Annotated in this window: 32 protein-coding genes; 14 read left to right on the top strand and 18 right to left on the bottom strand. The window is 71.3% G+C overall.

The features are described from left to right. Positions 1–236 precede the first annotated feature (236 nt). From F3L20_RS24695 to F3L20_RS24665, 7 genes are all read right to left on the bottom strand, one after another. Positions 237–890, bottom strand: a complete 654-nt coding sequence (locus tag F3L20_RS24695) for a response regulator transcription factor (protein WP_150156205.1) — start codon at positions 888–890, stop codon at positions 237–239. Continuing rightward, positions 875–2140: a sensor histidine kinase gene (locus F3L20_RS24690; protein ID WP_150156204.1), complete on the bottom strand. Its 1266-nt coding sequence runs from the start codon at positions 2138–2140 to the stop codon at positions 875–877. Before F3L20_RS24690 ends, F3L20_RS24695 begins: the two co-directional genes overlap by 16 nt. Positions 2141–2208: 68 nt before the next feature. Beyond that, positions 2209–3219 carry an NAD-dependent epimerase/dehydratase family protein gene (locus F3L20_RS24685; protein ID WP_150156203.1) on the bottom strand — a complete coding sequence of 337 codons (1011 nt, stop codon included), beginning with the start codon at positions 3217–3219 and terminating at the stop codon, positions 2209–2211. A gap of 142 nt (positions 3220–3361) precedes the next feature. Further along, on the bottom strand, positions 3362–3922 hold the full coding sequence (locus tag F3L20_RS24680) for a winged helix-turn-helix domain-containing protein (protein ID WP_150156202.1): 561 nt from the start codon (positions 3920–3922) through the stop codon (positions 3362–3364). A 279-nt stretch (positions 3923–4201) separates the two neighbouring features. Further along, positions 4202–5230, bottom strand: coding sequence for a glutamine synthetase (gene glnII, locus F3L20_RS24675; RefSeq protein ID WP_024882676.1), 1029 nt, complete (start codon positions 5228–5230; stop codon positions 4202–4204). A 317-nt stretch (positions 5231–5547) separates the two neighbouring features. Beyond that, a complete protein-coding gene (locus F3L20_RS24670; RefSeq protein ID WP_150156201.1) occupies positions 5548–6243 on the bottom strand; it encodes a hypothetical protein in 696 nt (231 codons plus the stop codon). Positions 6244–6365: 122 nt separating this feature from the next. After that, on the bottom strand, positions 6366–6725 hold the full coding sequence (locus tag F3L20_RS24665) for an arsenate reductase family protein (protein ID WP_150156200.1): 360 nt from the start codon (positions 6723–6725) through the stop codon (positions 6366–6368). 232 nt (positions 6726–6957) lie between these two features. On the opposite strand from F3L20_RS24665, the gene F3L20_RS24660 reads away from it, so the two are divergent. From F3L20_RS24660 to F3L20_RS24650, 3 genes are all read left to right on the top strand, one after another. Beyond that, positions 6958–7272: a hypothetical protein gene (locus F3L20_RS24660; RefSeq protein WP_150156199.1), complete on the top strand. Its 315-nt coding sequence runs from the start codon at positions 6958–6960 to the stop codon at positions 7270–7272. A 166-nt stretch (positions 7273–7438) separates the two neighbouring features. Beyond that, the gene (locus F3L20_RS24655; RefSeq protein ID WP_206338819.1) at positions 7439–8077 is read left to right on the top strand and encodes a hypothetical protein; all 639 of its coding nucleotides are present in this window, start codon (positions 7439–7441) and stop codon (positions 8075–8077) included. Continuing rightward, entirely contained in the window at positions 8002–8550 is a 549-nt protein-coding gene (locus F3L20_RS24650; protein WP_240810748.1) for an FtsX-like permease family protein, read from the top strand. The genes F3L20_RS24655 and F3L20_RS24650 overlap by 76 nt, the downstream gene beginning before the upstream one ends. A gap of 6 nt (positions 8551–8556) precedes the next feature. Here F3L20_RS24650 and F3L20_RS24645 read toward each other — a convergent pair whose 3' ends face one another. After that, positions 8557–8820, bottom strand: coding sequence for a hypothetical protein (locus tag F3L20_RS24645; protein WP_150156198.1), 264 nt, complete (start codon positions 8818–8820; stop codon positions 8557–8559). A gap of 319 nt (positions 8821–9139) precedes the next feature. Between F3L20_RS24645 and F3L20_RS24640 the strand changes: the two genes are divergently transcribed. Then, positions 9140–9715 carry a DUF6529 family protein gene (locus tag F3L20_RS24640; RefSeq protein WP_240810747.1) on the top strand — a complete coding sequence of 192 codons (576 nt, stop codon included), beginning with the start codon at positions 9140–9142 and terminating at the stop codon, positions 9713–9715. Positions 9716–9724: 9 nt separating this feature from the next. Here the strand turns inward: F3L20_RS24640 and F3L20_RS24635 are convergent, their stop codons facing one another. After that, positions 9725–10228: a COG4315 family predicted lipoprotein gene (locus F3L20_RS24635; protein ID WP_240810746.1), complete on the bottom strand. Its 504-nt coding sequence runs from the start codon at positions 10226–10228 to the stop codon at positions 9725–9727. A 996-nt stretch (positions 10229–11224) separates the two neighbouring features. Here F3L20_RS24635 and F3L20_RS24630 point away from each other — a divergent pair. From F3L20_RS24630 to F3L20_RS24595, 10 genes are all read left to right on the top strand, one after another. Next, complete coding sequence (locus F3L20_RS24630; RefSeq protein WP_150156196.1) at positions 11225–11731, top strand: DUF6907 domain-containing protein; 507 nt, start codon at positions 11225–11227, stop codon at positions 11729–11731. Beyond that, positions 11731–11880, top strand: coding sequence for a hypothetical protein (locus F3L20_RS34115; RefSeq protein ID WP_167534602.1), 150 nt, complete (start codon positions 11731–11733; stop codon positions 11878–11880). Before F3L20_RS24630 ends, F3L20_RS34115 begins: the two co-directional genes overlap by 1 nt. 5 nt (positions 11881–11885) lie before the next feature. Continuing rightward, positions 11886–12257 (top strand): DUF6907 domain-containing protein, encoded by a 372-nt coding sequence (locus F3L20_RS24625; protein WP_150156195.1) that lies wholly within the window; start codon positions 11886–11888, stop codon positions 12255–12257. Further along, on the top strand, positions 12254–12469 hold the full coding sequence (locus F3L20_RS24620) for a hypothetical protein (protein WP_150156194.1): 216 nt from the start codon (positions 12254–12256) through the stop codon (positions 12467–12469). Before F3L20_RS24625 ends, F3L20_RS24620 begins: the two co-directional genes overlap by 4 nt. Beyond that, positions 12466–12687, top strand: a complete 222-nt coding sequence (locus F3L20_RS24615) for a hypothetical protein (protein ID WP_150156193.1) — start codon at positions 12466–12468, stop codon at positions 12685–12687. The genes F3L20_RS24620 and F3L20_RS24615 overlap by 4 nt, the downstream gene beginning before the upstream one ends. Further along, positions 12684–12881, top strand: coding sequence for a hypothetical protein (locus F3L20_RS24610; RefSeq protein ID WP_150156192.1), 198 nt, complete (start codon positions 12684–12686; stop codon positions 12879–12881). Before F3L20_RS24615 ends, F3L20_RS24610 begins: the two co-directional genes overlap by 4 nt. Before the next feature lie 14 nt (positions 12882–12895). Beyond that, positions 12896–14059: a DUF2637 domain-containing protein gene (locus F3L20_RS24605; RefSeq protein WP_150156191.1), complete on the top strand. Its 1164-nt coding sequence runs from the start codon at positions 12896–12898 to the stop codon at positions 14057–14059. Then, positions 14056–14355 (top strand): hypothetical protein, encoded by a 300-nt coding sequence (locus tag F3L20_RS24600; protein ID WP_150156190.1) that lies wholly within the window; start codon positions 14056–14058, stop codon positions 14353–14355. The genes F3L20_RS24605 and F3L20_RS24600 overlap by 4 nt, the downstream gene beginning before the upstream one ends. 2 nt (positions 14356–14357) lie before the next feature. Next, entirely contained in the window at positions 14358–14534 is a 177-nt protein-coding gene (locus F3L20_RS34110) for a DUF6257 family protein (protein ID WP_167534601.1), read from the top strand. Positions 14535–14620: 86 nt separating this feature from the next. Continuing rightward, positions 14621–16744, top strand: a complete 2124-nt coding sequence (locus F3L20_RS24595; RefSeq protein WP_150156189.1) for a cell division protein FtsK — start codon at positions 14621–14623, stop codon at positions 16742–16744. A 147-nt stretch (positions 16745–16891) separates the two neighbouring features. Here the strand turns inward: F3L20_RS24595 and F3L20_RS24590 are convergent, their stop codons facing one another. The 9 genes from F3L20_RS24590 to F3L20_RS24555 all read right to left on the bottom strand — a co-directional run bounded on the left by F3L20_RS24590 (position 16892) and on the right by F3L20_RS24555 (position 25646). Next, the gene (locus F3L20_RS24590; RefSeq protein WP_167534600.1) at positions 16892–21328 is read right to left on the bottom strand and encodes a peptidoglycan DD-metalloendopeptidase family protein; all 4437 of its coding nucleotides are present in this window, start codon (positions 21326–21328) and stop codon (positions 16892–16894) included. 136 nt (positions 21329–21464) lie between these two features. Then, on the bottom strand, positions 21465–21947 hold the full coding sequence (locus F3L20_RS24585; protein ID WP_150156187.1) for a phage terminase small subunit P27 family: 483 nt from the start codon (positions 21945–21947) through the stop codon (positions 21465–21467). A gap of 267 nt (positions 21948–22214) precedes the next feature. Further along, a complete protein-coding gene (locus tag F3L20_RS24580; protein WP_150156186.1) occupies positions 22215–22889 on the bottom strand; it encodes a hypothetical protein in 675 nt (224 codons plus the stop codon). Between the two features lie 2 nt (positions 22890–22891). Then, entirely contained in the window at positions 22892–23146 is a 255-nt protein-coding gene (locus F3L20_RS24575; protein WP_150156185.1) for a hypothetical protein, read from the bottom strand. A gap of 9 nt (positions 23147–23155) precedes the next feature. Further along, positions 23156–23428: a hypothetical protein gene (locus F3L20_RS24570; protein WP_150156184.1), complete on the bottom strand. Its 273-nt coding sequence runs from the start codon at positions 23426–23428 to the stop codon at positions 23156–23158. 163 nt (positions 23429–23591) lie between these two features. Further along, entirely contained in the window at positions 23592–23762 is a 171-nt protein-coding gene (locus F3L20_RS34105) for a hypothetical protein (protein WP_167534599.1), read from the bottom strand. Then, positions 23759–24049, bottom strand: a complete 291-nt coding sequence (locus F3L20_RS24565) for a hypothetical protein (protein WP_150156183.1) — start codon at positions 24047–24049, stop codon at positions 23759–23761. Before F3L20_RS24565 ends, F3L20_RS34105 begins: the two co-directional genes overlap by 4 nt. Continuing rightward, on the bottom strand, positions 24046–25221 hold the full coding sequence (locus F3L20_RS24560; RefSeq protein ID WP_150156182.1) for an AAA family ATPase: 1176 nt from the start codon (positions 25219–25221) through the stop codon (positions 24046–24048). The genes F3L20_RS24565 and F3L20_RS24560 overlap by 4 nt, the downstream gene beginning before the upstream one ends. Beyond that, entirely contained in the window at positions 25203–25646 is a 444-nt protein-coding gene (locus F3L20_RS24555; protein ID WP_167534598.1) for a DUF2742 domain-containing protein, read from the bottom strand. The genes F3L20_RS24560 and F3L20_RS24555 overlap by 19 nt, the downstream gene beginning before the upstream one ends. Positions 25647–25715 lie beyond the last annotated feature (69 nt).

Here is a 25715-nt window from a genome sequence, read left to right as displayed (position 1 = left end):
CTGACTTCCTTGCGGGGCATCCCAGTGCGGGGCATCGAGGCGCCCGTTAGGAGCGAAGCGGCTCCCTTGAGTACGCAAGCCGCCCCACGGGTGTTCACCCGTCGCGGGAATCGATGGGAAGTCAGTGCCGTCCCGGAGGTTTCAACAGCCCCTGGCGCACGGGGAGTTGCGGATCACCCACCCGGGGTGAACCACAGTGTCCGGTTTCACCGGCCGTGGCCGGGACGACGCGCCTTTCACCGGCCGTGGTCGAGATACGCGAGAACCGCCAGCACGCGACGGTTGTCGTCGTCCGACACCTCCAGGCCCAGTTTGGCGAAGATGTTGGCGGTGTGCTTGGCGATGGCCCGTTCCGTCACCACCAGCCGGGCCGCGACGGCCGCGTTGGTCCGCCCCTGCGCCATCAGCTCCAGCACCTCCAGCTCCCGGGGCGTCAGCCGTTCCAGCGGCCGGTCCGCGCCGGACCGCCGCGCCAGCAGCTGCTGGATCACCTGCGGGTCCATGGCCGTACCGCCCGCCGCCACCCGCCGGACCGCGTCCACGAACTGCTCCGCGTCGAACACCCGGTCCTTCAGCAGATACCCCACCCCGCCCTCGCCGTCCGCCAGCAGCTCGCGCGCGTACAGCTGCTCCACGTGCTGGGAGAGCACCAGCACCGGCAGTCCGGGCCGCTCGCGCCGGGCCCGCAGCGCGCACTGCAACCCCTCGTCGGTCTGGGTGGGCGGCAGCCGCACGTCGACCACGGCGACGTCCGGCTCCTCCTCGGCGAGCGCCCGGGTCAGCTCCGGCCCGGACCCCACGGCCGCGACGATGTCGAAGCCGTGCGCCCCGAGCAGCCGGACGAGCCCGTCACGCAGCAGGAACAGGTCTTCGGCTAGGACAACACGCACGGAATCTCCATGGTGACCAGGGTGGGACCGCCCGCGGGGCTGCTGACGGCCAGGACGCCGTCGAATGTACCCAGCCGCCGCTCCACCCCGGCCAGACCCGAACCGCCCCCGATCACCGCGCCGCCCCGCCCGTTGTCGGTGACGGTCACCCGCAGATGTCCGTCGGCGTGGTGCAGGTCCACCCAGATCCGGTCCGCGCCGGAGTGCTTCACCGCGTTGGCCAGCACTTCGCTCACCGCGAAGTACGCGGCCGACTCCACCGGCGCGTCCGCCCGCCCGGGCAGCGTCACGTCCACCTCCGTGGCCACCGGCAGCCGCAGCGCCAGCGCCCGCACCGCGTCCCCGAGCCCCCGCTCGGCCAGCACCGGCGGATGGATGCCGCGCACCAGGTCCCGCAGCTCGGTCAGCGCCTCCGCGGACGACTGCCGGGTCCGTGCCAGCAGTTCCCGCGCCTGCCGCGGGTCCTTCTCGATCAGCGCCTCGACGGTCCCCAGATCCATCCCCACGGCCACCAGACGCGCCTGCGCCCCGTCGTGCAGGTCCCGCTCGATGCGCCGCAGCTCCGCGGCCGAGGTGTCCACGGCGTCCCGCCGGGTCTCGGTCAGCACCCGCACCCGCTCGGCCAGTTCCCGGCCGCCGGAGCCCAGTACGGCCCGGGTGAGCAGGAAGTGGACGCGCAGCAGGCGGGCGGCGGTGAAATGACCGACCGCCAGCAGTGCCAGGGCCAGCGCGGCGGCGCCCAGTGCGGACTTCTGCCCGGACACCGGCACGAAGCCGTACCACCACGGGTCCGGCAGCACCCGCCACAGCCCGGCCGCCACCGCGAACCCCTCCAGCGGGTAGACGATCAGGGCGGGCGGCAGCAGCGCGGTGACGAAGCCGGCCGTCATGTCGACCGGCAGCCACAGCAGGTCCCGCCAGGTCGCCGGATCGCCCAGCATGCCGAAGGTCCGCGCCCACGGGTTCGCGTCCTTCGGCAGCGGCCGGTACGCGGGCGGGATCCGCACCCCGCCCCACTCGGCCGCCAGCACCCGCCGCCAGTCCGCGAACGCCCGCACGCCCTTCAGCACGTACGGCGTGGTGACGATGCCGACGCCGATCGGGATCAGGCAGACCGACACCACGGCCGCCACGAAGCACACCACCGCCCCCGGCAGCGACACCAGCGCCAGCGCCAGTCCCCGTACCGCCGCGAGCGGGAATTCCCGCGCCGCGTTCCGTCCGTCGTGTGCATGCGTCCCGGTGGTCATGGGCCCAGTCTCACCGTCCGCGCCGGGCGGCACACTGGGTCCGGCCCCCGCCTGTGGGGTGGGGCTGGCTACACCCCCTGGGCTGCGGCCAGCACCTTCGCCTCCACCTCGGGGTCCAGCCCCTTGACCGTCCGGTCGGGGCGCCGCGGTGCCGTGCCGCCGATGTCCCGCAGCCAGGCCCAGGTGTCCGCGACGGTCTCCGCGACCGGCCGGCAGCGCAGCCCGGTCGCGACCGCCCGGGAGACGTCCGCCGAGTGCAGCGCGTCGTGCATGTCGCTGTGCGGCGGTACCCACACCGGGAGCTGGGTCCACGGCTCCACCCCGGCGTCGAGGACCACCTCGGGCGCCGTCCACCGCAGCTCGGCCGGCCCGCCGGTCACCCGCACACAGGCCTCCAGCAGCTCGCCCATGGTGGTGTGCCCCTGCGGCGACATCAGGTTGTACGGCCCGCTCAGCCCCTGTTCGGCCGCGCCGAGGATCCACTCCGCGAGGTCACGCCCGTCGACGTACTGCAGCGGCAGGTCCCGCGGGCCGGGAGCGAGCACCGGACCGCCGCGCGCCACGCGGTTCAGCCACCAGGGCAGCCGGCCCACGTTCTCGTACGGCCCGAGCAGCAGCCCGGCCCGCACCAGCACCGAGCGGTCCGCGCCGAAGGCGTCCACCGCGGCCAGCTCGCCGCCCCGCTTGTCCCGCGCGTAGTCGGTCACGTCGGCGTCCGGGGAGGCGCCCTCCACCACGGGGGCGTCCTCGCCGTACCCGGCGGGCGGCGCCCAGGTGTACACCGAGCAGCTCGACACGTACACGTACCGTCCGGCGCGGTCCCGCAGCAGCCGCGCCGCGTCCCGTACCGCGCGCGGGGCGGACGACCAGGTGTCGACGACGACGTCCCACGTGCCCGGTTCCTCGTCCAGCGCCGCCAGCCCGTCCACCTCGGTGCGGTCTCCCAGCAGCTCCCGGGTGCCCGGGGGTGCCTCGTGCCGCCCGCGGTGGAAGACGGTCACCTCCCAGCCCCGCGCGAGGGCCGCCTCGGCGACGGTCCGGCCCACGAACTCCGTACCACCCAGCAACAGAAGTCTCATACCGCCGACTCTGCCCGGCCGGGCGGCACCGGGGAACACGCTTCTGCTGTCGGCAGACCGGCGGTCCGGCGCCGGACCGCCTGCCCGCCCGCCCGCTCAGCGCCGTACCGTCCGGCCGCTCAGCGCCGGACCGCCCGCCCGCTCAGCGCCGCACCGGCGGCACGTACTTGTAGCCGACACGGCGCACCGTGCGGATGGCGTCGCGGAACCCGGCGCCGAGCTTGCGGCGCAGCCGGGCGACGTGGACGTCGACCGTGCGCCCGTCGCCGACATGGCCGTAGCCCCACACCGTGCCCACCAGGTGGTCCCGGGTGTGCACCCGGTCCGGGTGCGCCACGAGATGGGCGAGCAGCTCGAACTCCAGATACGTCAGGTCCAGTTGGCGGCCGTCGACCTCGGCGGTGCGCCGTACCGGGTCGACCCGGATCAACGCGTCGTCGTCCGCGGGGCCGGGCGGTACGGACGCCGGCCGCGGGAACGGCGGCCGCCGGTCGGCGGGGACCAGCACCAGGTAGCCGACCATCGGCGGCCGGCCGGGCAGCACGGGCACCGCGTCCGGCGCGGCGGGCAGCCAGGTGGCGCCGGGCGGCAGCAGGTCCGCGACCGTGACCACCTCGTCCCGGTCGACGGCGCGCAGCCGGGACCGGGCGGCGGGGACGGGCGGGAGGGGGGAGGAGGAGGACAGGGAAGGGGTGGTCGCCATGGGACGTCAGCTCTTTCGCGCGAAGGGTTCGTCGAGGACGTACGCGGTGCGCGGCGGCCGAAGGCCGGTAAGGTTCCGGGCGTTAAAGGGCCGGCGCGTTCGTCGAGCGACAACACACCCGGTCGAAGTCGTGGTGCTGACGGGAAGGCCAGAACGGCTGCAGGTCACGTCGACCCGTCGCGTGGTGGGTGCGGAAGCCGGCCATGGGTCCATTGAAGCAGACGGCGCGAGGGGCGCCCACCTTCCGGTGGACGCCCCTCGGACGGATCGCGGCGCGGATCAGACCTGGCCGGCCTTCTCCAGCGCGGTGCAGCAGGTGTCGACCAGCAGACGGGTCACCACGTACGGGTCGACGTTGGCGTTGGGACGGCGGTCCTCGATGTAGCCCTTGCCGTCCTTCTCGACCTGCCACGGGATGCGGACCGAGGCGCCGCGGTCCGAGACGCCGTACGAGTACTCGTTCCACGGGGCGGTCTCGTGCAGGCCGGTGAGGCGGTCGTCGATGCCGGCGCCGTAGTTCTTGACGTGGTCCAGCGGCTTGGAGCCCTCACCCAGGGACTCGGCGGCGGTGATGATCGCGTCGTAGGACTCGCGCATCGCCTTGGTGGAGAAGTTGGTGTGCGCGCCGGCGCCGTTCCAGTCGCCCTTGACCGGCTTGGGGTCGAGGGTGGCGGCGACGCCGAAGTCCTCGGCGGTGCGGTAGAGCAGCCAGCGGGCCACCCACAGCTGGTCGGAGACCTCCAGCGGGGACAGCGGGCCGACCTGGAACTCCCACTGGCCGGGCATGACCTCGGCATTGATGCCGGACAGGCCGAGGCCCGCCTTCAGGCAGTTGTCCAGGTGCGCCTCGACGACCTCACGGCCGAAGATCTCGTCGGAACCGACACCGCAGTAGTAGCCGCCCTGCGGGGCCGGGAAGCCGCCCTTGGGGAAGCCGAGCGGGTAGGCGTCCTTGAAGAAGGTGTACTCCTGCTCGATGCCGAAGATCGGCTCCTGCGCGGCGAACTTCTCGGCGACCTCGGCCAGCGCGGCGCGGGTGTTCGACTCGTGCGGCGTCATGTCCGTGTTCAGGACCTCGCACAGCACCAGGACGTCGTCGCCGCCGCGGATCGGGTCGGGACAGACGAAGACCGGCTTGAGCACGCAGTCCGAGGCGTGGCCCTTGGCCTGGTTGGTGGAGGACCCGTCGAAGCCCCAGATCGGCAGGTCGGCGCCCTTCGCGTCGTCGCCCAGGATCTTCGTCTTGGACCGCAGCTTGGCGGTCGGCTCGGTGCCGTCGATCCAGATGTACTCGGCCTTGAAGCTCACGGTCCACATCCTTCGGGGTGGGTCTGGGCGCGCTTGGTGCGGATGCTGCGGCGCTGCGGCACTGGGGCGCCGCCGTCGATGCCCCGCAGCATGTCAACAGGCGATTTCCCGACCGTTGCCCAGGTGTGAACCCCGTGTTACCGGGCGCCGGTGCGCCCGGCACCACTGCGTGAGGGCCCGGGGGAGGGGGGCCCGGTGTATGCGATGGGACATGAAGAGGCCCGCCGTTCCCGGCATGAGCGGGCCCGCCGCTCCCGGCATGAGGAGGCCCGCCGCTCCCGGACGGGAACGGCGGGCCTCCGGGCGCACCAGGAACCTCACCCCACCTTCTCGATCAGCGCCCTGCGGATCAGGAACTTGCCCGGCTCGCGGACCTGTTCGAAGGCCGCGTCGTTCAGCAGCACACAGCTGCCGGACACCGAGGTGACCTCCACCGTCGTGGACTTGTTGTTGTCCAGGTTGGTGACCTTCAGCGTCGTGCCGGCCGGGAACTGGTTGCTGGACGCGGCCGGGGCGCCCGCCTCACCGGAGAGGGTGACGGTCGAGCCGTTGCACACCTGCTCACCGGCGGCGGCCCCGCCGCCGTTCTGGCCTTCCTGGCCGGCCTGCCCGTCCTGTCCCGCCTGCCCGTCCTGGCCGCCCGCGGCGGGCCGGGACGGGGCCGGCTGCTGCGGCTGTGCGGGCTGGGAGTCCTGAGCCGACTCCCCCACCGCGCACCCGGAGGCCTCCTGCTGCAGCTGGATCTGGGCGATGACCGCCTCGCGGTTGGCGATCCGCGCCTCGGACTGGGCGTCGGGGTCGGCCCGCTGGCCCGCGATGAACCGCTGGTTGTTGCCGAGCGCGGTGGCCAGCCCCTGGCAGACCGTCGAGTCCGCCGCCGACTTCGTGGTGGCCGGCGGCGGGCTCGCGTTCGACGTGGTCGCCATGACGAAGGCACCGCCGCCCGCCACCGTGGCGGCGCTCAGCAGCAACGCCAGCTTCTTCTTCGGGCCGAGGGTTCTCCTGCGCGACATGCGCGCCTCCAAGGGGGTCGGGGGAGCGTACGCCGCTATGTACGAGATACCGAACGCAGTTGCTCAGCGGCCGGCCCAAGTCGCCCAAGTGGCGTGCGTCACAGGAGTGGTGGGGCAGGGCGTCAGCGGGACAGCGCGTCCCGTACGGCCTCCTCCGAGCGGGCTACGACCGCCGTGCCGTCGTCCGCCGTGATGATCGGCCGCTGGATCAGCTTCGGGTGCGCGGCCAGCGCCGCGATCCAGCGGTCCCGCGCGCCGGCGTCCCGCGGCCAGTCCTTGAGGCCGAGTTCCTTCGCCGCCGCCTCCTGGGTCCGGGTGATGTCCCACGGCTCCAGTCCGAGCCGCTCCAGCACCTCGCGGATCTCGTCCTCGGACGGCACGTCCTCCAGGTAGCGGCGGACGGTGTAGTCCACCCCCTCCGCGTCGAGCAGGCTGATCGCGCTGCGGCACTTGGAACAGGCCGGGTTGATCCAGATCTCCATGCCGCACACGGTACGCCCGGCCGACGCTGTTCGATTTCCTTGGTTCACCCCGCGCATCTCGCGCACCACCCGTGACGCCCACCCAAAACCCTTGCGGACCAGCGCATTTGTTGGCCGGAGGGAGCCTGCTGATTGTCAGTGCCGGGACGTAGAATGGAGGAAGTGTTCGAGGGAGTCGCCGAGGTCGCCGTGGACCCCGGCCGACCGCCCCGACCGCGACAGGAGGATGCCCGTGCCCGCTGCCGCCCTCAAGCCGAAGCCCTTGCCCACCCAGTCCACCGCGAAGCGTCCGGTGCTGCTCGAACTGCCCTGCGCGCCGGTGGAGAAGCGCCCGCTGCCGCCGGGCCGCCCGCGCGAGTGGTACGTCACCCACAACCGCAGGCTGAAGGCGATGCGCCTCGCCATCGCCCTGCTCGACTCCGGCGTCTACCTGCCCAGCCAGGCGCGCGACGAGACGATCCGCGGCGCCGCCGAGCTGATCGGTGTCCATCCGCCGTCGGTCACCACCTGCCACATGGTCCGCGCGTTCATGCGCTACAACCGCTGAGCACACGACCGGTGCCGGGCGCCCGTCCAGGGGTGTCCGGCACCGTCGTGCCGTGACCGGCCACGGGCTGGGGCAGTATGGGCGGCGGGGTGCCGCCCACCCCGAAGTCGCCCGGGCCGCCCGGCGCTTGCGCGGTCGCGCCCGGTGGAGGAGAGAGGGAGGACGGTTGGCCGAGGAGAACACGGGCCCGATTCCGTGGATCACGCCGTCCGGCCGGTACGCACGCGCCCTCGGCCCCGCGACCGACATCGCCCTCGCCCTGGTGGTCCTGCTGGCGGCACAGCGCTACGCCGGTGACCACGACCTGCTCCTGGGCGGCCTGATGGCGCTCGCCCTGCTCGCCCGCAGGCAACGCCCCGCCACCGTGATGGCGGTCGTCATGGCGCTGGCCCTCGCGCAGTTCCTCCTGTACGAGCCGTACGTGGCCGACCCGCCGGCGCACGCGCCCGCCGCGTACGACCTGGCCGTGCTGTTCGCCATGATGTCGGTCGTCCACCACTCCCGGATCCCCTGGATGCCGTATGCCGCGGGCGGCGCGGTGCTGCTCGCGACGGGGGCGGGCACGGCCGGGGCGTCGCTGCTGGGCATGGAGCCGTTCGCCGACGGCGGGATGCTGCTCGTCTACTGGGGGCTGACGCTGACGGTGTGGCTCACCGCCTTCGCCCTCCAGACGCGGCGCCTCTACGCCGAGAGCCAGACCGCGTGCTGGGAGCGGACCCCGCGCCCACCGTGGTCACCGCCGACGCGGCTCAGGACTCCGCAGGGGGGCGGGCGCGCGCGCATCGGGCCGTCACCGCCGAGCTGACCGGCCCGGCGCGCGCCGACGGGCGCGTCGTCGCCGAGGACACGGCCGCAGAGGCCGGGCCGTCGGACGACCTGCGCACGACGGCCACGATCGTGATCGTGGTCCTGGGTCTGACCGTCCTGGTGGCGGTCGCCGGCGTCGCGACCACGGCGAGCCTCACCGTCGTCGAGCGGGGGCGCGAGTTCGGCCTGTTGCGGGCCCTGGGCCTCGGCGCAGCCGCCGTGCACCGCATGGTCACGGCGGAGTGCGCGCTCCACGGCCTCCTCGGCGGGGTGCTGGGGCTGGCCCTCGGCGTGCCGTACGCCTGGCTGGTGGTCCGCGTCGCGGAGGCGAGCGCCCCCTTCACCGTGCCGGCGGGGCAGCTCGCGGCGGTGTTCGGCGCCCTGGTGCTGGTGACGGCAGCCGCCGGGACGGTGCCCGCCGTGCGCGCCTCCCGCACCTCACCGACGGTCGCCGTCGCCCGGAACGACTGACCGGGATCAGTAGGGGCCGATGTGGGCGTAGCCGAGCAGGACGATCACGGCGGCGACGCAGCCGAGGATGACGACCGTCGACACCCACGACGAGCGTCCCGACGATCGCCGCCCCCGGTGCTCCGCGTCGGCGCGGAACGGCACCGGCCCGGGCGGGTTGTCCTTCCAGCGCGCGGCGAGCATGCGGGCGCGGGCCGACGGCTCCTTGTGCTCGGCGCCGTCCACCCACCTGAGGTCGAACTCGCGCTTGTCGTCGTCCTGCTCGGACATCCCCGTGACCTTCTCTCGAACAGCAGTGTCAGACCAAGGATCCCTCCGCACCCGCCTGGAGGGAAGTATTCCGGACGCGCGACGCCGCCCCCGCCCCTGGACGACCAGGGGCGGGGGTGCAACCGATGTCGGAGGGCCCCACCGTTCGCGGTGGGGCCCTCCGACGGTGTCCGGGCATCCCGCGGTCGGCATGGCGTCCGTCACACATGGGCCGTCCATCGGGTGATTCCCGGTGGGGTGGCGGAGCGGTCGGCCGGGCGGCGGGCGGGGGCGGCGCCATGGTGGGGATTCCGGTCGTCGCCCTTCGTACGGAGCCCTCGTGGAACAGCAACCCGATCCCTCCCGCCGCGCGACGGGCAAGGGGCGTGCAGCGGCCCTGCTGCTGATCCCCGTGGCCGTGGGCCTGGGCATCTGGTTCGTGGGGCAGGGCCTGACACCCGACCCGAACAGCAGCCTGTTCGGCGCCCGGTACGACGAGGCAATGGAGCTCAAGGCCCGGTTGGGGAGCGCCCTGCTGGGTCTCGCGCTGGTCCAGCTTCTGCTCGCCGCCTGGATGTACGGCCTGCTGCCCGGGTCGAAGCCGGCACCGCGCGCCGTGCCCCTCGCGCACCGGGTGACCGGACTGCTCGCCTTCCTGCTCTCGGTGCCGATCGCCTACCAGTGCCTGAGCGCGTACGGCGTCGAGACGACGTCGCCACGGGTGGCGATCCACTCGGTCACCGGCTGCGTCCTGTACGGCGCCTTCGCCGCGAAGGTGCTCGTGGTGCGCAGCCACCGGTTCCCGGGGTGGACGCTGCCTCTCGTGGGCGGTCTGCTCTTCTGCGCGATCGCCCTGCTCTGGTACACAGCCGCGCTGTGGCAGCTCAACGGGTTCGACACGCCGGGGCTGACGTGACGCGGGCGGTCAGTAGCCGCCGTTCTGGGACGCGGGCTGCTTGGTGATCTTCTTGCCGTCGGTGCCCAGCACGAACCACTTGGCACCGAACGCGTCGACGCCCTGGCCGTTGGTCTGCCCGGCCTTGGTGTCGTCGGCGAACGTGTAGAGGGGCTGCCCCTTGTACGTCACCTGCTTCGAACCGTCGCTGCGCTTGATGGTGTCGAGCAGCTTGCTGTCCACGCCGCCCTTGGCGACGAGCTTGCCGTCCGCCTTCAGCGGCGGCCATGCCTCGGCGCAGGCGTCGTTGCAGGTGGACTTGTCCTTCTTGTCGGACTCGAACAGGTAGAGGGTGTGACCCTTCTCGTTGACGAGGATCTTTCCCAGTGGCGTGTTCTTGGTGGTCACCGTCACGGAGGACGCCGCTTTCGCCTCGGTCGCCGACGGGGCGCCGGCGGCGTGGGCGACGGTCGTCCCGGACAGCAGCACGACTGTTCCGGTGGCAGCGACAAGTGCTCGGGCTTGGATGTTCACGAGAATCGCCTCGGAGAATCGGGTACGGCTTCCGCTCTGTCGCGCGCGTCACATAAGTCCCAGTAGACAACGAAGCGGACCACCCGGCCACAGCGGACGGCCCGCGCTCGGCGCCGTCCGCCGCGGCCGTCCGGTCGGGCCGTCTCGGGCCGCGGCTCCGGGCGCAGGCCCGGGGCGGGCTTCGGGTCCCGGACGCGGGTCGTACGGAGGTAGCAGTGGATCCCCGAGCCCATTGGATCCCCGAGCCCATCGCCGCGAGCGGGAGCGGGCCGGTCGTGCACGCACCTCGTGCCGACAGCCGGGACCGTGCCCGTAGGGCCCTTGATGCCGCGTTCGGCGCACCGGCTGCGGACGCCGGCCCGGTGAAGCCGATGCGCTGACCTGAGCGACGGCCGGCTGCGGGTGCCGGGCCCGAACAGGCGTCGGCCGTGCCCTTCCGGCGAGGAAGGGCACGGCCGACGGCCCACACGCGGCCCAGGGGAGCGGAAACCCGCTCCGACCTGGGGCGCTGTCACACGTCGAAGTAGAGCTCGAACTACAACGGCCCCTCTGTCATCTGCGACGGAGGGGCCGTATTGCGTTGACCAGCGGTTTTGACCGTTGGTACGCGTCTGCTAGCGCTAGACGTTATTGATCATCCTGCGGACTGTTTGCGGACTGCTGCTTGTCACTCTTCGGAGCGGCAGGGCGGGGCGGTAGATCGTCCGTCTCGTGGGTGAGCCACCGCAGGAAGTCCCGGATGTGCTGGCCGCGCTGTCGGGGGCCGACCATGACGCCGGCCTTGTCCCATAGCTCCTTCTCGACCCTCACGGTCTGCCTCGGGGTCTTCTCTACGTTCGGCATGCCATGAGGTTAGCCCCTTGCGGTGTCATGACACCAGGGTCTAACGTGGGTGTCATGACACCGGGACCTCCCCGGAACGTCAACGGCCCTACCTGTGTGTTCCCGCACGCAGATAGGGCCTGACGGATCACCTGCTGACACAGGAGAACCGCTATGGCTCAGTCTGCCATCAGCCAGCACACTGCCGCTCTCGCCGGCATCCCTTCTCAGCCGACGGCCGCCGACAAGTCGCAGCCGACCCTCAAGCCCGGCTTCCGCCTGGTGCCCGCCCTGATCGGCACGCGGAAGGCCTCTCACACGGCCTGGATCCCCTGCCCGTCGTGGTGCGTCGAGGACCACACCGCCGAGCCGTACCAGCTGGAGGACATCACCCACGCCTCCAAGTCGGAGGACGTGGGGATCTCCTCATTCCTGAAGCCGAACGGTGACCTGCTCATGTTCGCCATGCTCCAGGCGGACCCGGCCGCCACGGACTCGCGGCTGCGGCAGGCGCACATCGCTGTGGAGGCCGGCGACATGCCGGAGTACCACACGCCGGAGATGGCGGAGGCGCTCGCGGACGACCTGATCGCGTTCGCCTCGTCGCTGCGCCACCTGGCGCGCGCCGCGCGCCTGCACAACGCCTCCCAGGGCGCCGAGCTGCGTGGGGAGGCCGTCTGATGCCGCGCCGTAACGCGAACGTCGACCGCTCCCGCTACCTGGCCATCGAGTCGGTGGACCTGACGCGGGTCGAGGAGACGCCGGCTCTGCCGAAGCTGCCCCGTAAGGCCTGCTCCCGTCGCCGCGCGATGCGCGTCCGGGGCTGGTGAGCGGCATGAGCGAGCGCACGGTGACCGTGTTCACCGCCGATCACGGCGACGTGACGATGCCTGAGCCGTCCTGGTGCACGGGCGAGCACCCCTTCGAGGGGTACCGCGCCGACATTGAGCACCAGGGCGAGGAGATTGAGCTGACGGTGCAGACGCCGTGTCACGGCCCGGTGGCCGTGGCGAAGGCGGGCCTGCTGCAGCGGCCGTTCTCCGAGCTCGGGCCGAAGGCGCCGCTGGTGATGGTCGAGTTCGACGAGCTGCACGAGTACGACGCCGAGACCCTCGCCGGCCTGCTGGACGCGCTCGTCGCCTGGGCGATCGGCCCCATGCACCAGCTGCACGAGCGTCTGCTGCTGCTGGAAGGGGGCGACCAGTGAGCGCCACCCCTAAGCCGAGGTTCGTCAACGACTACCACGCCGGTATCGCCCTGGCGAAGCTGCTGGTTTCCGTCGACCCGAAGCCGGTCGGTGCCCCTGTCGCCCTGCGGATTGTCATGCAGCGGCCGGACGGTCTGACGTATGTGGCCGTCGAGTTGTCGGAGGCGGGCGCCGAGCGCGTCGCCGGTCTGCTGGAAGGCGGCGAGCGATGAGCCGAGCCCTGTTCCTCGCCCTGGTCGTGCCGCTGCTGGTCGCCGAGTGTGTCGCCCAGTTCGTTCTGGACGACCAGGCGTGGACCACCGTTTTCGCCCTGCTGGCCTTCGCCGTGATCGCCGTCCGCTGGGCTGTCGGCCCGCGGGCCGGCGAGGCGGAGGAGTGCCCGCCCGACTGCCCGAAGTGCGCCGAGTCGCTGTCGGAGGGCGACCTGTGACCGCGAAGTGGCCCGTGCGCCGGCCGACCGAGCATGCCGCCCTGCGCGCGGTGTGCCGGTCGGCCCGGCCGACCCCGTCTGTTCCCGCCCTGATGGCTGCGCTGCTCGACGCGAACGAGCGGCGCGACCGTGAGGGCGTCTGCCTGGCCGCGCACCGCGTAGTGCGGGCCGCCGCCCCGGAGGTGGGCGAATGAGCAGCCTTGCCATCTTGAGTGCCGCACAGCTTCGCTCCATCGAGCGGACGCTATCTGCGGGGACGTGGACCATCACGTCCGGCGCGGTGCTGTTCTCCGTTCTGACGGTGACTCCGCTGGTGCAGCGGGTCACCCCGGCGGCGTGGGACTGGACGGCTCCGATCCTGCCGATCGTGGTGGACGCCGCGGTCGTCATCGTGATCCGGCTGGACGCCACGGTGTCCCGGCTCGGGGAGCGTGGCGGCCGGTGGCCCACTCTTCTGCGGTGGCTGACGGGAGTGTTCACGCTCGCCCTGAACATTGGGGACTCCGCTTTGAAGGGGGACGTGGTCGGCGTGGCCGTTCACGCGGTCGCCCCGATGCTGCTCATCTTCACCGCGGAGGCCGCCCTGTCGTACCGGCGGGCGATCTCCCGAGCCCTTGACCGGATCGCCCGTGAACGCGCCGAGAAGACGGCTCGTGAACGTGCGGAGCAAGAGGCGCGTGAACGCCGTCAGCGCGAGGAGCGGGAGGCCCGTGAACAGCGTGCGCGGGAGGAGCGTGAACGGGAACGGGAGACCCGTGAACGGTTGGAGCGGGAGGCCCGTGAACACGCCGAGCAGCTGGAGCGGGAGCGGCTCGACAGGGAGGACCGCCGGGCCCGTGAGGAGCGGGAGCATGCGGCTGCCCTTGAGCGGGAGCGGGCCGAACGCGAGGAGCGGGAGCGGGCGCAGGAGCGGGAGGCTGCCGAGCGTCTCCGCAGGGAGGAGCAGCAGCGGGCCGAGCGTGAGCGCGCTGAACAGCTTGAGCGTGAACGCCTTGAGCGCGAGCGGGTAGAGCGTGAACAGCGTGAACGGGAGGCCGCCGAACGGGCCGCTCGTGAACGCCGGGAGCAGCAAGCGAGGCAGGCCCGGGAGGCTCGTGAACGGGAGGCCGCAGCTCGCCGTGAACAGTCCACCCCCCGTTCCGTGAACAGCGGTGAACGGCCCGCGCTCACGGCCGTGCCCGTGAACGAGGACCGGAAGATGGGGGAGGACGATGCCCGGTCCTACGTCGCGTCGTTCCTCCCCGGGTCCAAGACCGTTCGTGAACTCGCCGACGAAACGGGTTGGTCTGTGGGCTGGGTGTCGGCCCGGCTCCGCGAGCAGCGCGAGCAGAGTGTCGCCATCGTCCCGGCCGCTACGGGGGCGACGTCATGAGCGATCTGGAGAAGGCCGCCCGGGAGGCGGTCGAGGCCGCCGACAACACGGAGCTGACCCGGCAGATCGCCGCGATCCTCGCCGCCCAGCAGCTCCTCAACCAGCAGCAGGCGCCGACCCCGGCGCCCCGGCAGGAGTTCGACGCGAAGAAGTGGCTCGTCATCGGCGGGGTCGTCGTCTCGGTCGGCCTGGTCGCCTCACTGTTCGCCGTGGCCATCGCCATCGGAGCCGTGTGCGCGACCGCGTGCCTGCTGATCCTGCGCGGCCTGTGGGCCGACTTCCAGAAGGGAAAGTGACCATGGCCGATGACCTGACGCCCGGCGACTTCACGTTCGGGGAGAAAGCCCGCCTCGCCGGCCTGGTGGCCCGGATGGCAAAGCGCGGCGTGGCCGGCATGGACGTCGACATCCGGGACCTGCAGCGCAAGGTCGAACGGATCGAGGACCAGGCCCGCCGTCGCAAGCACGGCAAGTAGCTACACCCCGGGGCGGCCGTCAGCTGCCAGGCGAAACCGGCCGCCCCGGGCCTCCCGTCCCTCCGCAGAGAGAAGGAAAGGCCAGCATGACCGAGACAGCGCCCGAGAGGGTAAACGGGCACGTCAACCCCACGGTGTCCCTGCTGAAGTTCGCACCCGAGCAGGCGCAGGCTCCCGTCGTCGACAAGACCGAGCAGGCCGAGAAGCCGCGGCGCCGGGTGCGTATCGACTCCCTGCGGCGCGTCGTCGTCGAGGTGCGCGGCAACGACGGATACCGGGCCGTCGTCCGGCACGGCTCCTACGTCCTCGGCGGTACCCGCATCCTCGCCCGCCGCGTCTGGGACTCCCGCACCACGGCCCGGCACGAGCGGATGATGCGCGCCGCCGAAGCAGCCGGTCAGGAAGACGTCGCCCGCGACTGGGAGCAGCGGGCCTACATCTTCCGCCAGTCCCGCCACCGGCGCCGTATGGAGCTGCTGCAGCTGGCCATCAACGCCCCCAAGGCCATCGCCATGGGCGCGATCGGCGGTGCGGGCATCCTGCTGATGCTCGGCATCATGCTGGCCTGGGCCAACCACGACGTCTCCGACGTGCTCACCCCCACCCGGACCCTGATCGACCTGGTCGCGTGGGCCGCGTTCATCGCCGGTGTCATCTGGGATCCGCTGCTCACAGCCCTGCCGTGGCTCGCCCTCGCCGGGGTGTGGGCGGTCGGCCGGCACCGGCAGGCAGCCCCCGCCTGGGCCCTGCCCGGCGACCCGGAGCAGCGGGACGTCGTGCCTGATGAGAACGCCATCCTGCGCGCCCTGGGCAACCTGGGTATCGCGCCGCTGAACAAGGCCATCAAGGACGGCTGGCAGCCCCGTTGGGTGCAGCCCACGACCCGCTCCGGGAACGGCTGGCACACGCAGCTTCAGCTGCCGCTGGGCGTCACCGTCGAGATGATCGCGGCGAAGAAGAACGTGCTGGCGCACAACCTGATGCGTAAGCCCGTCGAGACGTGGCCGACCGAACCCCCCAGGCAGCCCGGCGTGCTCGACCTGTGGGTCGCTGACCAGGGCTCCCTGTCCGGGGTCGTGCCGCCGTGGCCGCTGCTCACCGAGGGCACCGTCGACTACTTCAAGGGCGTCCCGATCGCCGTGTCCCAGCGCGGGGAGCCCATCATCGGCAAGCTGATGGCCGCGAACTACATGGTCGGCGGCATCATGGGCTCGGGTAAGACGTCCATCGTCATCACCCTGCTGCTGGGCGCGATCCTCGACCCGCTGGTGGTCGTCGAGGCCTACGTCATGGCGTACAACGTCGACTACGACCCGCTCAAGCCGCGCCTGCGGGTGCTGGTCAAGGGCGACGAGGACGAAGACCTGAAGGCCGCCCTGGTGGCCCTGCGGAACCTGCGCGACGAGGTGAGCGAGCGGGGCAAGCTGCTGGAGGAACTCGGCGGCGAGGCGACCAAGCTGACGCGTGAACTGGCCCTGCGGGATGCGCGGATGCGGCCGAAGGTCGTCGTCTTCGACGAGTGCCACGAGCTGTTCATGCACAAGGAGTACGGCAAGGAGGCCGCTGAGCTGGCCATCAAGGTGATGAAGAAGGCCCGCAAGGTCGGCATCACCCTGATCTGGACCACGGTGTCCCCGACCGCGGAGAGCCTGCCGAGGGACGTCACCCGCAACACCTCCCACCGCCTGGCGTTCGCCGTCGGCGACCACGTCGCCAACGACGGGCTGCTCGGCTCGGGCAAGCACAAGGCCGGCATCACCGCCACGACCCTGATCCCCGGCGAGGACGTCGGCACGGCGGTAAGCGTCGGGTTCAGCAACAAGCCGTTCGAGGTGATCCGCTCCCACTACGTAGCCCGGGACCCGGAGAAGGGCATCGACGAGGTGACGCCGGTCGTCGAGCGGGCCATGGGCCTGTACGAGGGCGGGCCGGCCGACGACGCGCCCGCGTTCGCCCCGGTCGACCACCTCGCCGACATCGCGGCCGTCCTCGGCCACGAGCCGAAGATGCTCACACAGGACGTCCTCCGTGGCCTGGTCGAGCGCAACTCGGGCGAGTACGAGGGGTGGACGTTCCGGGACCTGCGCCGAGTTCTCGACGAGGCCGGACACGGCGAGTACAAGACCGGCGGCCGTCAGCACGTCAGCCTCGACCGCGTCCTTGAGGCCATCGCCGCCCGCGATGAGGACGAGGGAGTCGGCGACGAGTAGGGGAGTTCTCCCCACCAGCCTCCCCGCACCGCCTCCCCAGGCGCGACCTGCACATATGGCCGGTCAGGGAGGCAAGGGAGGGACACGCAGAGGGGAGCCCCAAGGCCTGGAATCGGGCCTTGGGGCTCCCCTTTTCTGCTTCCCTCCCTAGAGCCTCCGGCCCCCCTTTCCGGAGTTCATGACCATGCGGTTGAAGTCGACGACGCGGCCGTCGGCGCGGCCGTCGATGTAGGCGGTGAACTCGTGGTCGTCGACGACCAGGCGCAGCGCGTCGCCTGCCTGGAGGCCGCCCGTCGTGCCGGCCGCCGCCACGGACTGCATGGTCCGCCACTGGGCAGGGGTGAGGACCGCTTCGGGCTGGCGCAGGTTGTTCACGCCGATCTGCCCGGGGCCAAGCCAGCCGCCGCTGTCGTAGCCGCCCGGCCGGTTGTAGGCCCGGGAAAGGCTGCCGTAGGTGGCCAGCGCATACCGCATGCTGGAGTACACGTTGGCTAGCGGCATCGTCGAGACCCCGTAGGAGAACGGGCCCGTGTTGCGGAACCGCCCCGCATGGGCGCGGAACGTCGGGCCGATGACCTGCATCAGACCGACCGACGGGTGGCCGGCCTTCCAGTTGGAGTCCCAGCGGTTGACGATGTTCGGGTCGCCCCCGGACTCCTGGTTCATCCTGCGCAACGTGGTGTTGGCTAGGCTCCGCGGTTGGCCGACGAGGCCGAGCGCCTGGTTGACGACGCCCCGCCACCTCTGAACACCCTTGCCACCAGAGCCGGAGCCACCGCCGGTCAGGTACGGCATCGGGTCCACCGGCTTGCCGTTGACCCGCGCCTCCAGGTGGAGGTGCGGGCCGGTGACGTTGCCGGTGGCGCCGACGCGGCCGATCGTCTGACCGGCCTGAACAGCCCCGTCGCGCTTCACCATGGCGGACAGGTGGGCGTACAGGGACTGCAGCCCGTGCCCGTGGTTGACCAGGATGTGGTTGCCGTAGGGGCCGCCGGAGCGGGCGGACGCGATCTGCCCGTTCGCGACGGCGTGCACGGCCTTACCGACCGCGGCCGGGAAATCCAAGCCCGTGTGGCGACCTGAACTCCACATACGGCCGGTCACGCCGAACTTCGTGCCGTACTTGGCGTCGACCGGCTTGACCCACTGGCCACCACCCATCTGGGAATCCTCGGACCCCTTGATGAAGGCGAGTGCCTTGTTCAGCAGCGACGTCGGCAGCGCCTTGGCGAGCGCGCCGAACCCCGTCGTCCCTCCCGGGATCTTGCTGATGAGGTCCCGGATGGGCTTGGCGGCGAGCTGGGCGGCTTTGTAGACGCCGCCGAGCACCCAGTCCTTGCCCTTGCTGACCAGGTTGCCGAGCTTGTCGAGGGTGCCGCCGAACCAGTCGTCGATGCCGCCGTGGTGGCCGACGATGCCGCCTTCGGCGTAGCCGAGCAGGCGCCGTACAGCGCCGGTGCCGCCGCGGTTGCCCGCGTCATTGAGGGCGTGAATGGTGCCCGGCCCGATGCCGCGCACGACTTCGGGTACGAGGACGCCTTCGCCGGACCGCATCGGGGTGAGGACGTCGTCGCGCTTACGGGACTGGTAGCCGGGCAGGACGCCGCCGCGCGCCCAGCCCTTGGGCTTGAACGCGGGCAGCTTGTCGATGGGCAGGACCTTGGCTGCGGCGTTCCACAGGCCGCGGACGCCTTGGTTGTAAACTACATCGATCACCCATTTCACAGGGCGTTTCGTCGCCTCGCGGATCTTGTCGAAGGCCTTGCCGATGCCCTTGCGTGCCGCGTCGAACGCGCCGACCAGCCTGTCCTTCAGTGTTGTTGCCCAGCCGGGCACGGTCTGCGTGAAGAACGTCCTGATCGGCGACAAGATGTTCTTCTTGATGCTGGACCAGACGATCCCCATGCCGTCGAGGACCAGCCGGAACGACCCCACCACCTTGTTCTTCAACGTGGCCGCCCAACCGGGCACGGTGACGGTGAAGAACGTCTTCATCGGTGACAGGATCTTGTCGCGGATGAACGTCCACGCTGCGGAGATCCCGGCCCGGATCGCGGCCCACGCCGGCTGAACCACCTTCTCGTTCAACCACTTGAAGGCCGGACCCAGGTTCTTCGTGAGCCACGTGACCAGGCTCGACACCCAGCCGATCACCGTGGACAGTGCGCCGGCCAGGACCGAGACGAGCCATCCGGCGAAGCTGATCAGCGGCGGCAGGATCACCGCGAGCGCCTTCGTCAGCAGACCGAGCAGCAGCGCCGTGAGCTGGGCGACCATCGGCAGCAGCGGAAGGATCGCCTGCATCAGCTGCAGGCCCGCACCGATCAGTTGGTCCAGCGACGGCATGAGCGCCTGAATCACCTGCATCGCCAGCGTGACGATCAACCCGGCCAGCTGCGTGATGACCGGCATCAGCGGCATCAGAACCTGCATGAACGTCTGGATGAGCTGCACGTACAAGTCAGCGAAGACCTGCACCAGGTGCCCGATGATGTCGGTGAGCGGAGCGAACAGCGGCTGCAGGGCGCCGAACACCTGCCCCAGGATCTGACCCAGCAGCCCGATGTACGGGATGAACTGCTGGATGATCTGGTTCAGGGGGCCGACGAGGACGCCGACCAGGTCGACGACCAGGTCGATGATGGGCCCGAGCACCGGCATGAGAGCCGAGATGATCGTGCCGAGCAGCTGGCCGATCGGCGCCAGCAGCGGCGTGATCGCCTGCATGATCTGCACGACCGCGTCGCCGACCATCGTCAGGATCGGCAGCAGCGCGTCGATGATCGGGGCCAGCGCCTTGCCCAGCTGCGTCGCCAGCTGCGAGAGCACCGGGCCGAGCGCCTGCGCCAGCTGGGCGACCACGGGCGCGATGGCGGCGAGCAGCGGCATCACGGCCTGGAGGACGGAGCCGATGACGGGGGCGATCGCCCCGGCTATCTGCGCGATCGACGCGAAGATGGTGCGCAGGGCGGCCTGTACCTCCGGCATCGCGGTGATCCGGCGGAGCTCGGCGAACAGCGACCCGACCACCGCCAGGGCCTGACTGCCCGCGTCGGAGGCGGCCTTCATGATGTTGCCGACCGCGCCCATCGCGTCGCCGAGGATGCCGCCCAGCTGGCCGAGGATCCCGAACGCCGTGTCTATCGCCGTCTTCAGCCCGCCCGACTCGAACGCCGCACCCAGGCGGCCCGTGGCCGACTCGATCGACCCGGCGAACCCCTGCATCAGCCCGTTGAACGCCGGCTGCGCCGCGACCGTGAGCTGACCGAACGCCGTGATCAGCTGACGGGGGGTGTCCTTGAAGACGCGCAGGTTGTCGTTGGCGCCCTTCAGGATCGTGTCGAGCATCCCCGACTTGCCCATGTCCGTGACCGCGCCGGCTGCCGACTTGGCGATCTGATTCCAGATGGTGCCGGTCTCTGTGAGGCGCTTCTGCAGGACGGGGATCGTCGCCCCCGCGAGGGTGCGCACCGTGCCGTCGAGGCCCTGGAAGAGGGCGTTCTGCACCGACAGGCGCATCCCCGTCCACGCCGGGGCCAGACCGCGCACGGCGTTCACGAACGACCGGGCGTTCGGCGCGAGCTTGCTCATGGCTTCGTCGAGCTTCGACGTCTGCGCCGCCGCCGCGGCCTGAGCGTCGGCGACAGCCTGGGCGGCCTCGGCGACCTGCCGCTGCGCATCCGAGATCTGCCGGGCCCCGTCCGCACGGGCGTCCGTCACACCGCGCTGGGCGTCCGCCAGGGCCCGCTCCTTGTCGGCAACCGCCTCATTCGCCGCCGAGATGCGCTGCTTCGCCGCAACGACCTGCTCCGAGCCGTTGATGCCCGCCTTGTTGGCCTTCGCGGTGTCGTCGGCGAGCCGCTTCGTGTCCCGCTGCTGCTCCTTCAGGTTCAGCTGGGCACGCTCGTAGGACAGCTGCAGCCGCTCGAGGTCGGCCGGGTCCGTGCCCGGCTTCTGCTGTGCGGCCTTCAGCTCCTTCTCCGCCTCCTTCAGGCGGAGCACGGCGTCCTTCTCGTCCAGCCGGCTCTCCGCGAGCCGCTGGTTCATGTCCTCGAGGGTTCTCGCCGCTTCGCGGCGGGCGTCGTTCAGGTCCCCCTGGACGTCCCGCGCGTCCCGCTGAGCATCCGATAGGTCCCGCTCCGCGTCGGCGACTTGCCGCTGCGCGTCCTGGACCCGCTTCGCAGCGTCCACACGGGCCTGTGCAAGGCCCCTCTGCGCGTTCGCCAGCCCCCGCTGAGCGGATTCCACCGCGCGGGTCGCAGAAGCCGCCTGAGAGGCCTGGGCGGAGCTGTCGGCGAACGCGGCCTTGAACGCCTCGCCGACACCCGACAGTCCCAGCTTCAGGGCCCCTGCGGCCGTGCCCGCGGTCGCCAGGGCCGGGGCCAGAGCAGCGATCGCCGCACCGGCCGGGACCACACCCGCGGCCAGAGACGTCCCCAACCCGCCCATGATGCCGCGCATGCCGCCCGACAGGGCCGTACCGAACGCCTTGGAGAACGCGCCACCGCCCGACCGGCCGGCCGACGACGCACGCGCATTGGCCTGGCGACTCCAGTCGCCCTCGAACTCCGGCCGGATGGACACGTACCCGCGCCCAACCAGCACACCACCTGCAGCCATATCTCAGGTGCCTCTCGTGATCTTCAGTTGGCTGCGGGTTGTCCCGGAAGGCCGTCCGAGGGGCGGAGTGAGAAGGGTCAGAGAAGAGAAGACGACCGGGCTACATCGCATCCCAGTCGAAGATCGGGTCATCGTCGTCGCTGCTCTGCGGCTCCTCGATCTGCAGGCCCTGCCGGGCCCGGGAGTCCGGCGTCAGCGCCAACTCGCGCGCCCAGTAGCGCAGCTGCTGCGAGGCATCCCGCATCGCCGCCACGGACGGGTTCTTCACCAGGCCGCCCTCACCGCGGGCCGCATCAGCCGACGAACGGCCCGGCACCAGAGAGCCGCGCTTGGCGATGTCCCGCTGCGCCGCATCGAACGCCGACCACCACGAGCAGAACGCGATGACCGCCGCCCGGTCCGTCTCCCGTAGCCGCGTCGGATACGCGCGATGCTGCTCCGCCAGGTGCCGCCACTGCGCCTTGCCGGACCGGTCCAGCTGCGCCGGCACCTGGACCCAGTCGAGGCCGACGCCCACGGCCATCTGCCGCTGCGCCCGCTCCGCCTCCGTCACCGCGTACAGCGGCTTACGTGCTGCTGGCATGCTCTCCCGCCTTTCCGATGTTGGTTCTCAACGCGTTCGCTCCACGGGACTCTCCCCCGCGGTCCGGGTGCGCGCGGGCAGGGAGGCGCTCCCCACCCCGGTCGGCTCCGGGCGGGCCAGGCCGGGATGGCCTGGCCCGCTCCGGTCGGCGCTGGGCGGATCGCTGCGAGAGAAAGGAGGGACTCGCTAGCCGCCCATCGCTCCCGAGCACGGCCGGCCTACAACGCGTGGCCGCGACGGGTGACGTTGACGCCGGATCGGTGCGCATCAGGCTGCGCTGTCCTGGGGTTCGGCCATGGCCGCGATGTCCTTGCCGCTCAGGCCGCGCAGCTCCTCGGGTGTGCCGAGGGCGCCGAGGAACCCGTGCGTGAGGGCGCCGCCCGTGGTGTTCTGCCGGGTGTAGATCTCGCCTGCCTGCTGGTAGCGCTCGGCGTCGGTGGGCCTGGTGGAGAGGTAGCCGGTGACCACGTCGTCCCAGTCCATGTCGTGAGCCCGCTTGGCGATGGCCCGGGCGAGGACCTTGTCGCCGGCCTGCTCGGCTGCGTCGAGGGCGCGGGCCGCTTCGCCGGGCTTCTTCAGCTTGGCGGCCCTGTCCTGCGCGTCGCGCACGGTGCCATCGACGGCCGCACGGTCGGCGCTGCCGATGGCGGATGCTCGCACGTCGTCGAATCCCCACAGCTGGCGTTCCAGCTTGGCGAAGGTCTCGCGGTCGGCTTCGATCTGCTCGCGCTGCACCTTCTTCAGCGCGGCCTGTGTGGTGGCGTACAGCTGGGCGACCTCGACGCGGCGCCGTTCGGGGTGCATGTTGCGCTGGCCGCGGATCTGCTGGAGACCCTGCTTGTAGTAGCCGCGGATCTCGTCGGCCTTGCTCTGCCCGGTCGAGGGCTTCGGCTGCTGGCCGCGGATCAGGTCACTCATCTGCTTTCCGAGCTTGCTGGGCATGGTCAGTTCTCCTGAATCTGGTCGTCGAGGTCGAGGAGGGTGCGGGAGAAGCGGGCCTCCTCGGTGAGGGCCTGCCAGTCGTCGGGGGCGATGACGCTGCGGAAGATGTGGACGACGAGGTCGAGGGACTTCGCTGCGGCGTCGGCGTGCTGGCGTCGGGGCAGGTCGTTGATGAGCTGGCACATGTCGCCGCTGCGGCCTTCGAGGGCGGCGATGACGATGTCGGCGATGACGGTCTGATCTCGGGTGAGGGCCATGTTCGTCTCCTAGGCGCCGGTGGCGGTGCGGCCGAGGGCGAGCCAGTTCCCGGCGCTGTTGATGAGGACGGCGATGACGTCACCGATGGCCGGGCTGGTGTAGGTGGAGAGCCGGCGGACACGGATGCCGGGCGCGCCCTCGATCTCGACGGTGCCGGTGTAGACGACGCTCACGCGGGCGAGGCGCCAGTCGGCGCCGCTCACGCTCTGTCCGGCCCGGACGGCTTCGCGGGCCTGGTGGTCGGCCACCTCACGGGCCACGCTCTCGATGGGCTTACTCACGATGCCTCCGGGGCGTCGAGGTTGGGACACTGGCCGCCGTGGACGTCGGTGCAGCGGGGAAGGTGCCGGGCGGTGCACAGGCGGGCGCCGCAGCCACGCACGCACGCCCGGCCGCGCCTGCCGAGGGGCCGGTCACAGGCGGCGCAGCGGACGCCGGCCCGGGTCACTCGTCGTCCTCCTCGGCCCAGCGGCGCATCTTCGCCGTGTGCCGGGCCTCAAGGCCGTGCTGCCGGTTCTCGTCGAGCTCGGCCCGCTGCTGGCGCCTCTTGCTGCGCTTGAGCCTGGCCGCCGCAATCCGGGCTCTGACGGTTATCTCGACATGGGATTCGGTCATGAGGTGGCCTCCGGAAAGGACTGCGGCGCCTCGCGAGCCCGAAGGCGCCGGCCGGTGTTGCGGTTCTCCCAGTCGCGCGGCTGCCAGGTGGGCATGCACTTGTCGCACACGTCCGAGGTGGCGATGCCGAGCTGGCCGTTGGCCTTGCGAATCACGGGGAAGCGCCAGCCGGCGAGGTACGCGGCCAGGCGCGCCTCGCGCGGGGAGTTGTAGCCGTGGGGGTCCCCGAAGGTGGCCTTGCAGCCGTCGCATTCGAGGAGACAGCGGAGGAACTGCAGGGTGCTCATGCGGCCTCACATCCGGGGTGAGTGGTCTGGTCGGGGGTGATCTGCTCGAAGGGCGAGCCGCAGCCCGCACAGAGGGGCAGCTGCGGGGCCGGGGCGTAGATGCCGCGCCGTAGCTTGGTGATGCGCCCGTCTTCGGTGAGGCGCTTCAGGTACTGGTCGGCGTTGTCGCCGAACTTCTCGCGGACGTCAGCGGCCCGGACGCCCTGGGGGTGCTGCCGCACGAACTGCAGGATGCTGACGCTGGTGTCACCGAGAGCCGATGTCTCCTCGCGGTTGCGGGCGTTCTCGGCGGCCTCGGCGAGGTTCGCGCCGTCGAGCACCCACGTGCCTTCCTGCATGACCATCGCGTACTCGGCTTCTGGCACGTCGCGGCCGGTGACCTTCAGGACGGCTTCCTGCGCCTGCCGCTTGCGGGCGAGGACGATGATGGTGTCGGCCGCGCCGGCCAGGCCGTGAGTGCCGGACACGGAGTCGATGAAGTCCTCGGATGCCGCCTTGCGGTCGTGGTGGATCGCCGTGACGGCAAGGCCCGGGTGCTTGTCCGCTGCTCGCTTCAGGGCGCCTGCAACGCGGTAGTCCCGCTGATAGGCAGACTCGCCGGGCGCTGAGGGCGGCATGACCTTGCCGAGGGTGTCGACCACGACCAGGGCCGTCTTCGGGAACCTGCGCAGGAAGGCGCCGATAGTCGCCAGGACGGCGTTCGGCTCGACCTGCGTCAGGTAGTGGAAGTGGCTGGGGATCGGGGTGTCGCCAAGGAGGGTCCGGCACCGGTCCTGCATGCGCCGGTCACCGTCTTCAAGGGCGAGGTACAGCACCCGGCGGGGCAGACCCATGCGGATCTTCCCGACCGCCGTACCGCCTCCGGAGATGGCCAGCAGCAGATCGAGGACGAGCCAGCTCTTACCGGCTTTCGGCGGACCGATCAGCAGCGAGAACCCCTCGGGCAGCAGGCCGTCGACTGCGTACCGCAGCGGCGGGAACTGCTGGTCGTCCAGCCAGTCACCGCTTTTGAGGCTGGCGAGGAGTTGCGCGTCCAGCTCTTCCCGACTGCTGTCAGAAGCGTCAGAAGTGTCAGAAGCGTGGTCCGGCCCCTGCCTTTCTGACACTTCTGACAGATCTGACAGGGGTACGACTTCGCGGAGGTACGGCTCAGTCACGCCGCCTCCTTCCATGCGAGGTACTTCCCGGGCTGGCCCGGTACGCGGACCGCTGGCCAGCCGGGCGTTGCCTGCAGCTGGTGCGGGGGCTTGGGCTTGGCGGCCTGGTCGAGCTCGGCACGGCTGCGTTCCCGGGCGATGTTGAGGCGCCTGACGGTGGACGCTCCGGCGGCCCGAAGGCCTTCCATGTTCTGGCGGGCCCACTCGTCCGGGTCGTTGTCGAGCAGCCAGTCCTGCTCGGCCAGGCGCAGCTCGTGCAGCCTCCAGGACTCGGCCGCCTCGAACAGGGCGAGTTTCTTGCGCGGGTCGCGAGTGTCGAGGGCGTACCACTCGGGCGTCCCGTACTTGGGCCACGAGTCGGGTACTGGCGGTGTCTCCAGTCGGCGAGCCGTCCAGCCGCGGCGCCCCTGGTGCGTACAGCCGGACTGCTGTGGCACCATGGCAGCGGACTTACCGCCCGCCGCGGAGTCTTCCTGAAATGGCCCCGTTTGCCCCGGGGCCATTTCTGC

Origin of the sequence: Streptomyces tendae (assembly GCF_008632955.1) — a bacterium.
In the GTDB taxonomy this organism is placed as follows: Bacteria; Actinomycetota; Actinomycetes; order Streptomycetales; family Streptomycetaceae; genus Streptomyces.
Note: the sequence above shows the minus strand (reverse complement) of the source record. Positions and strands in the feature narration are given on the sequence as shown.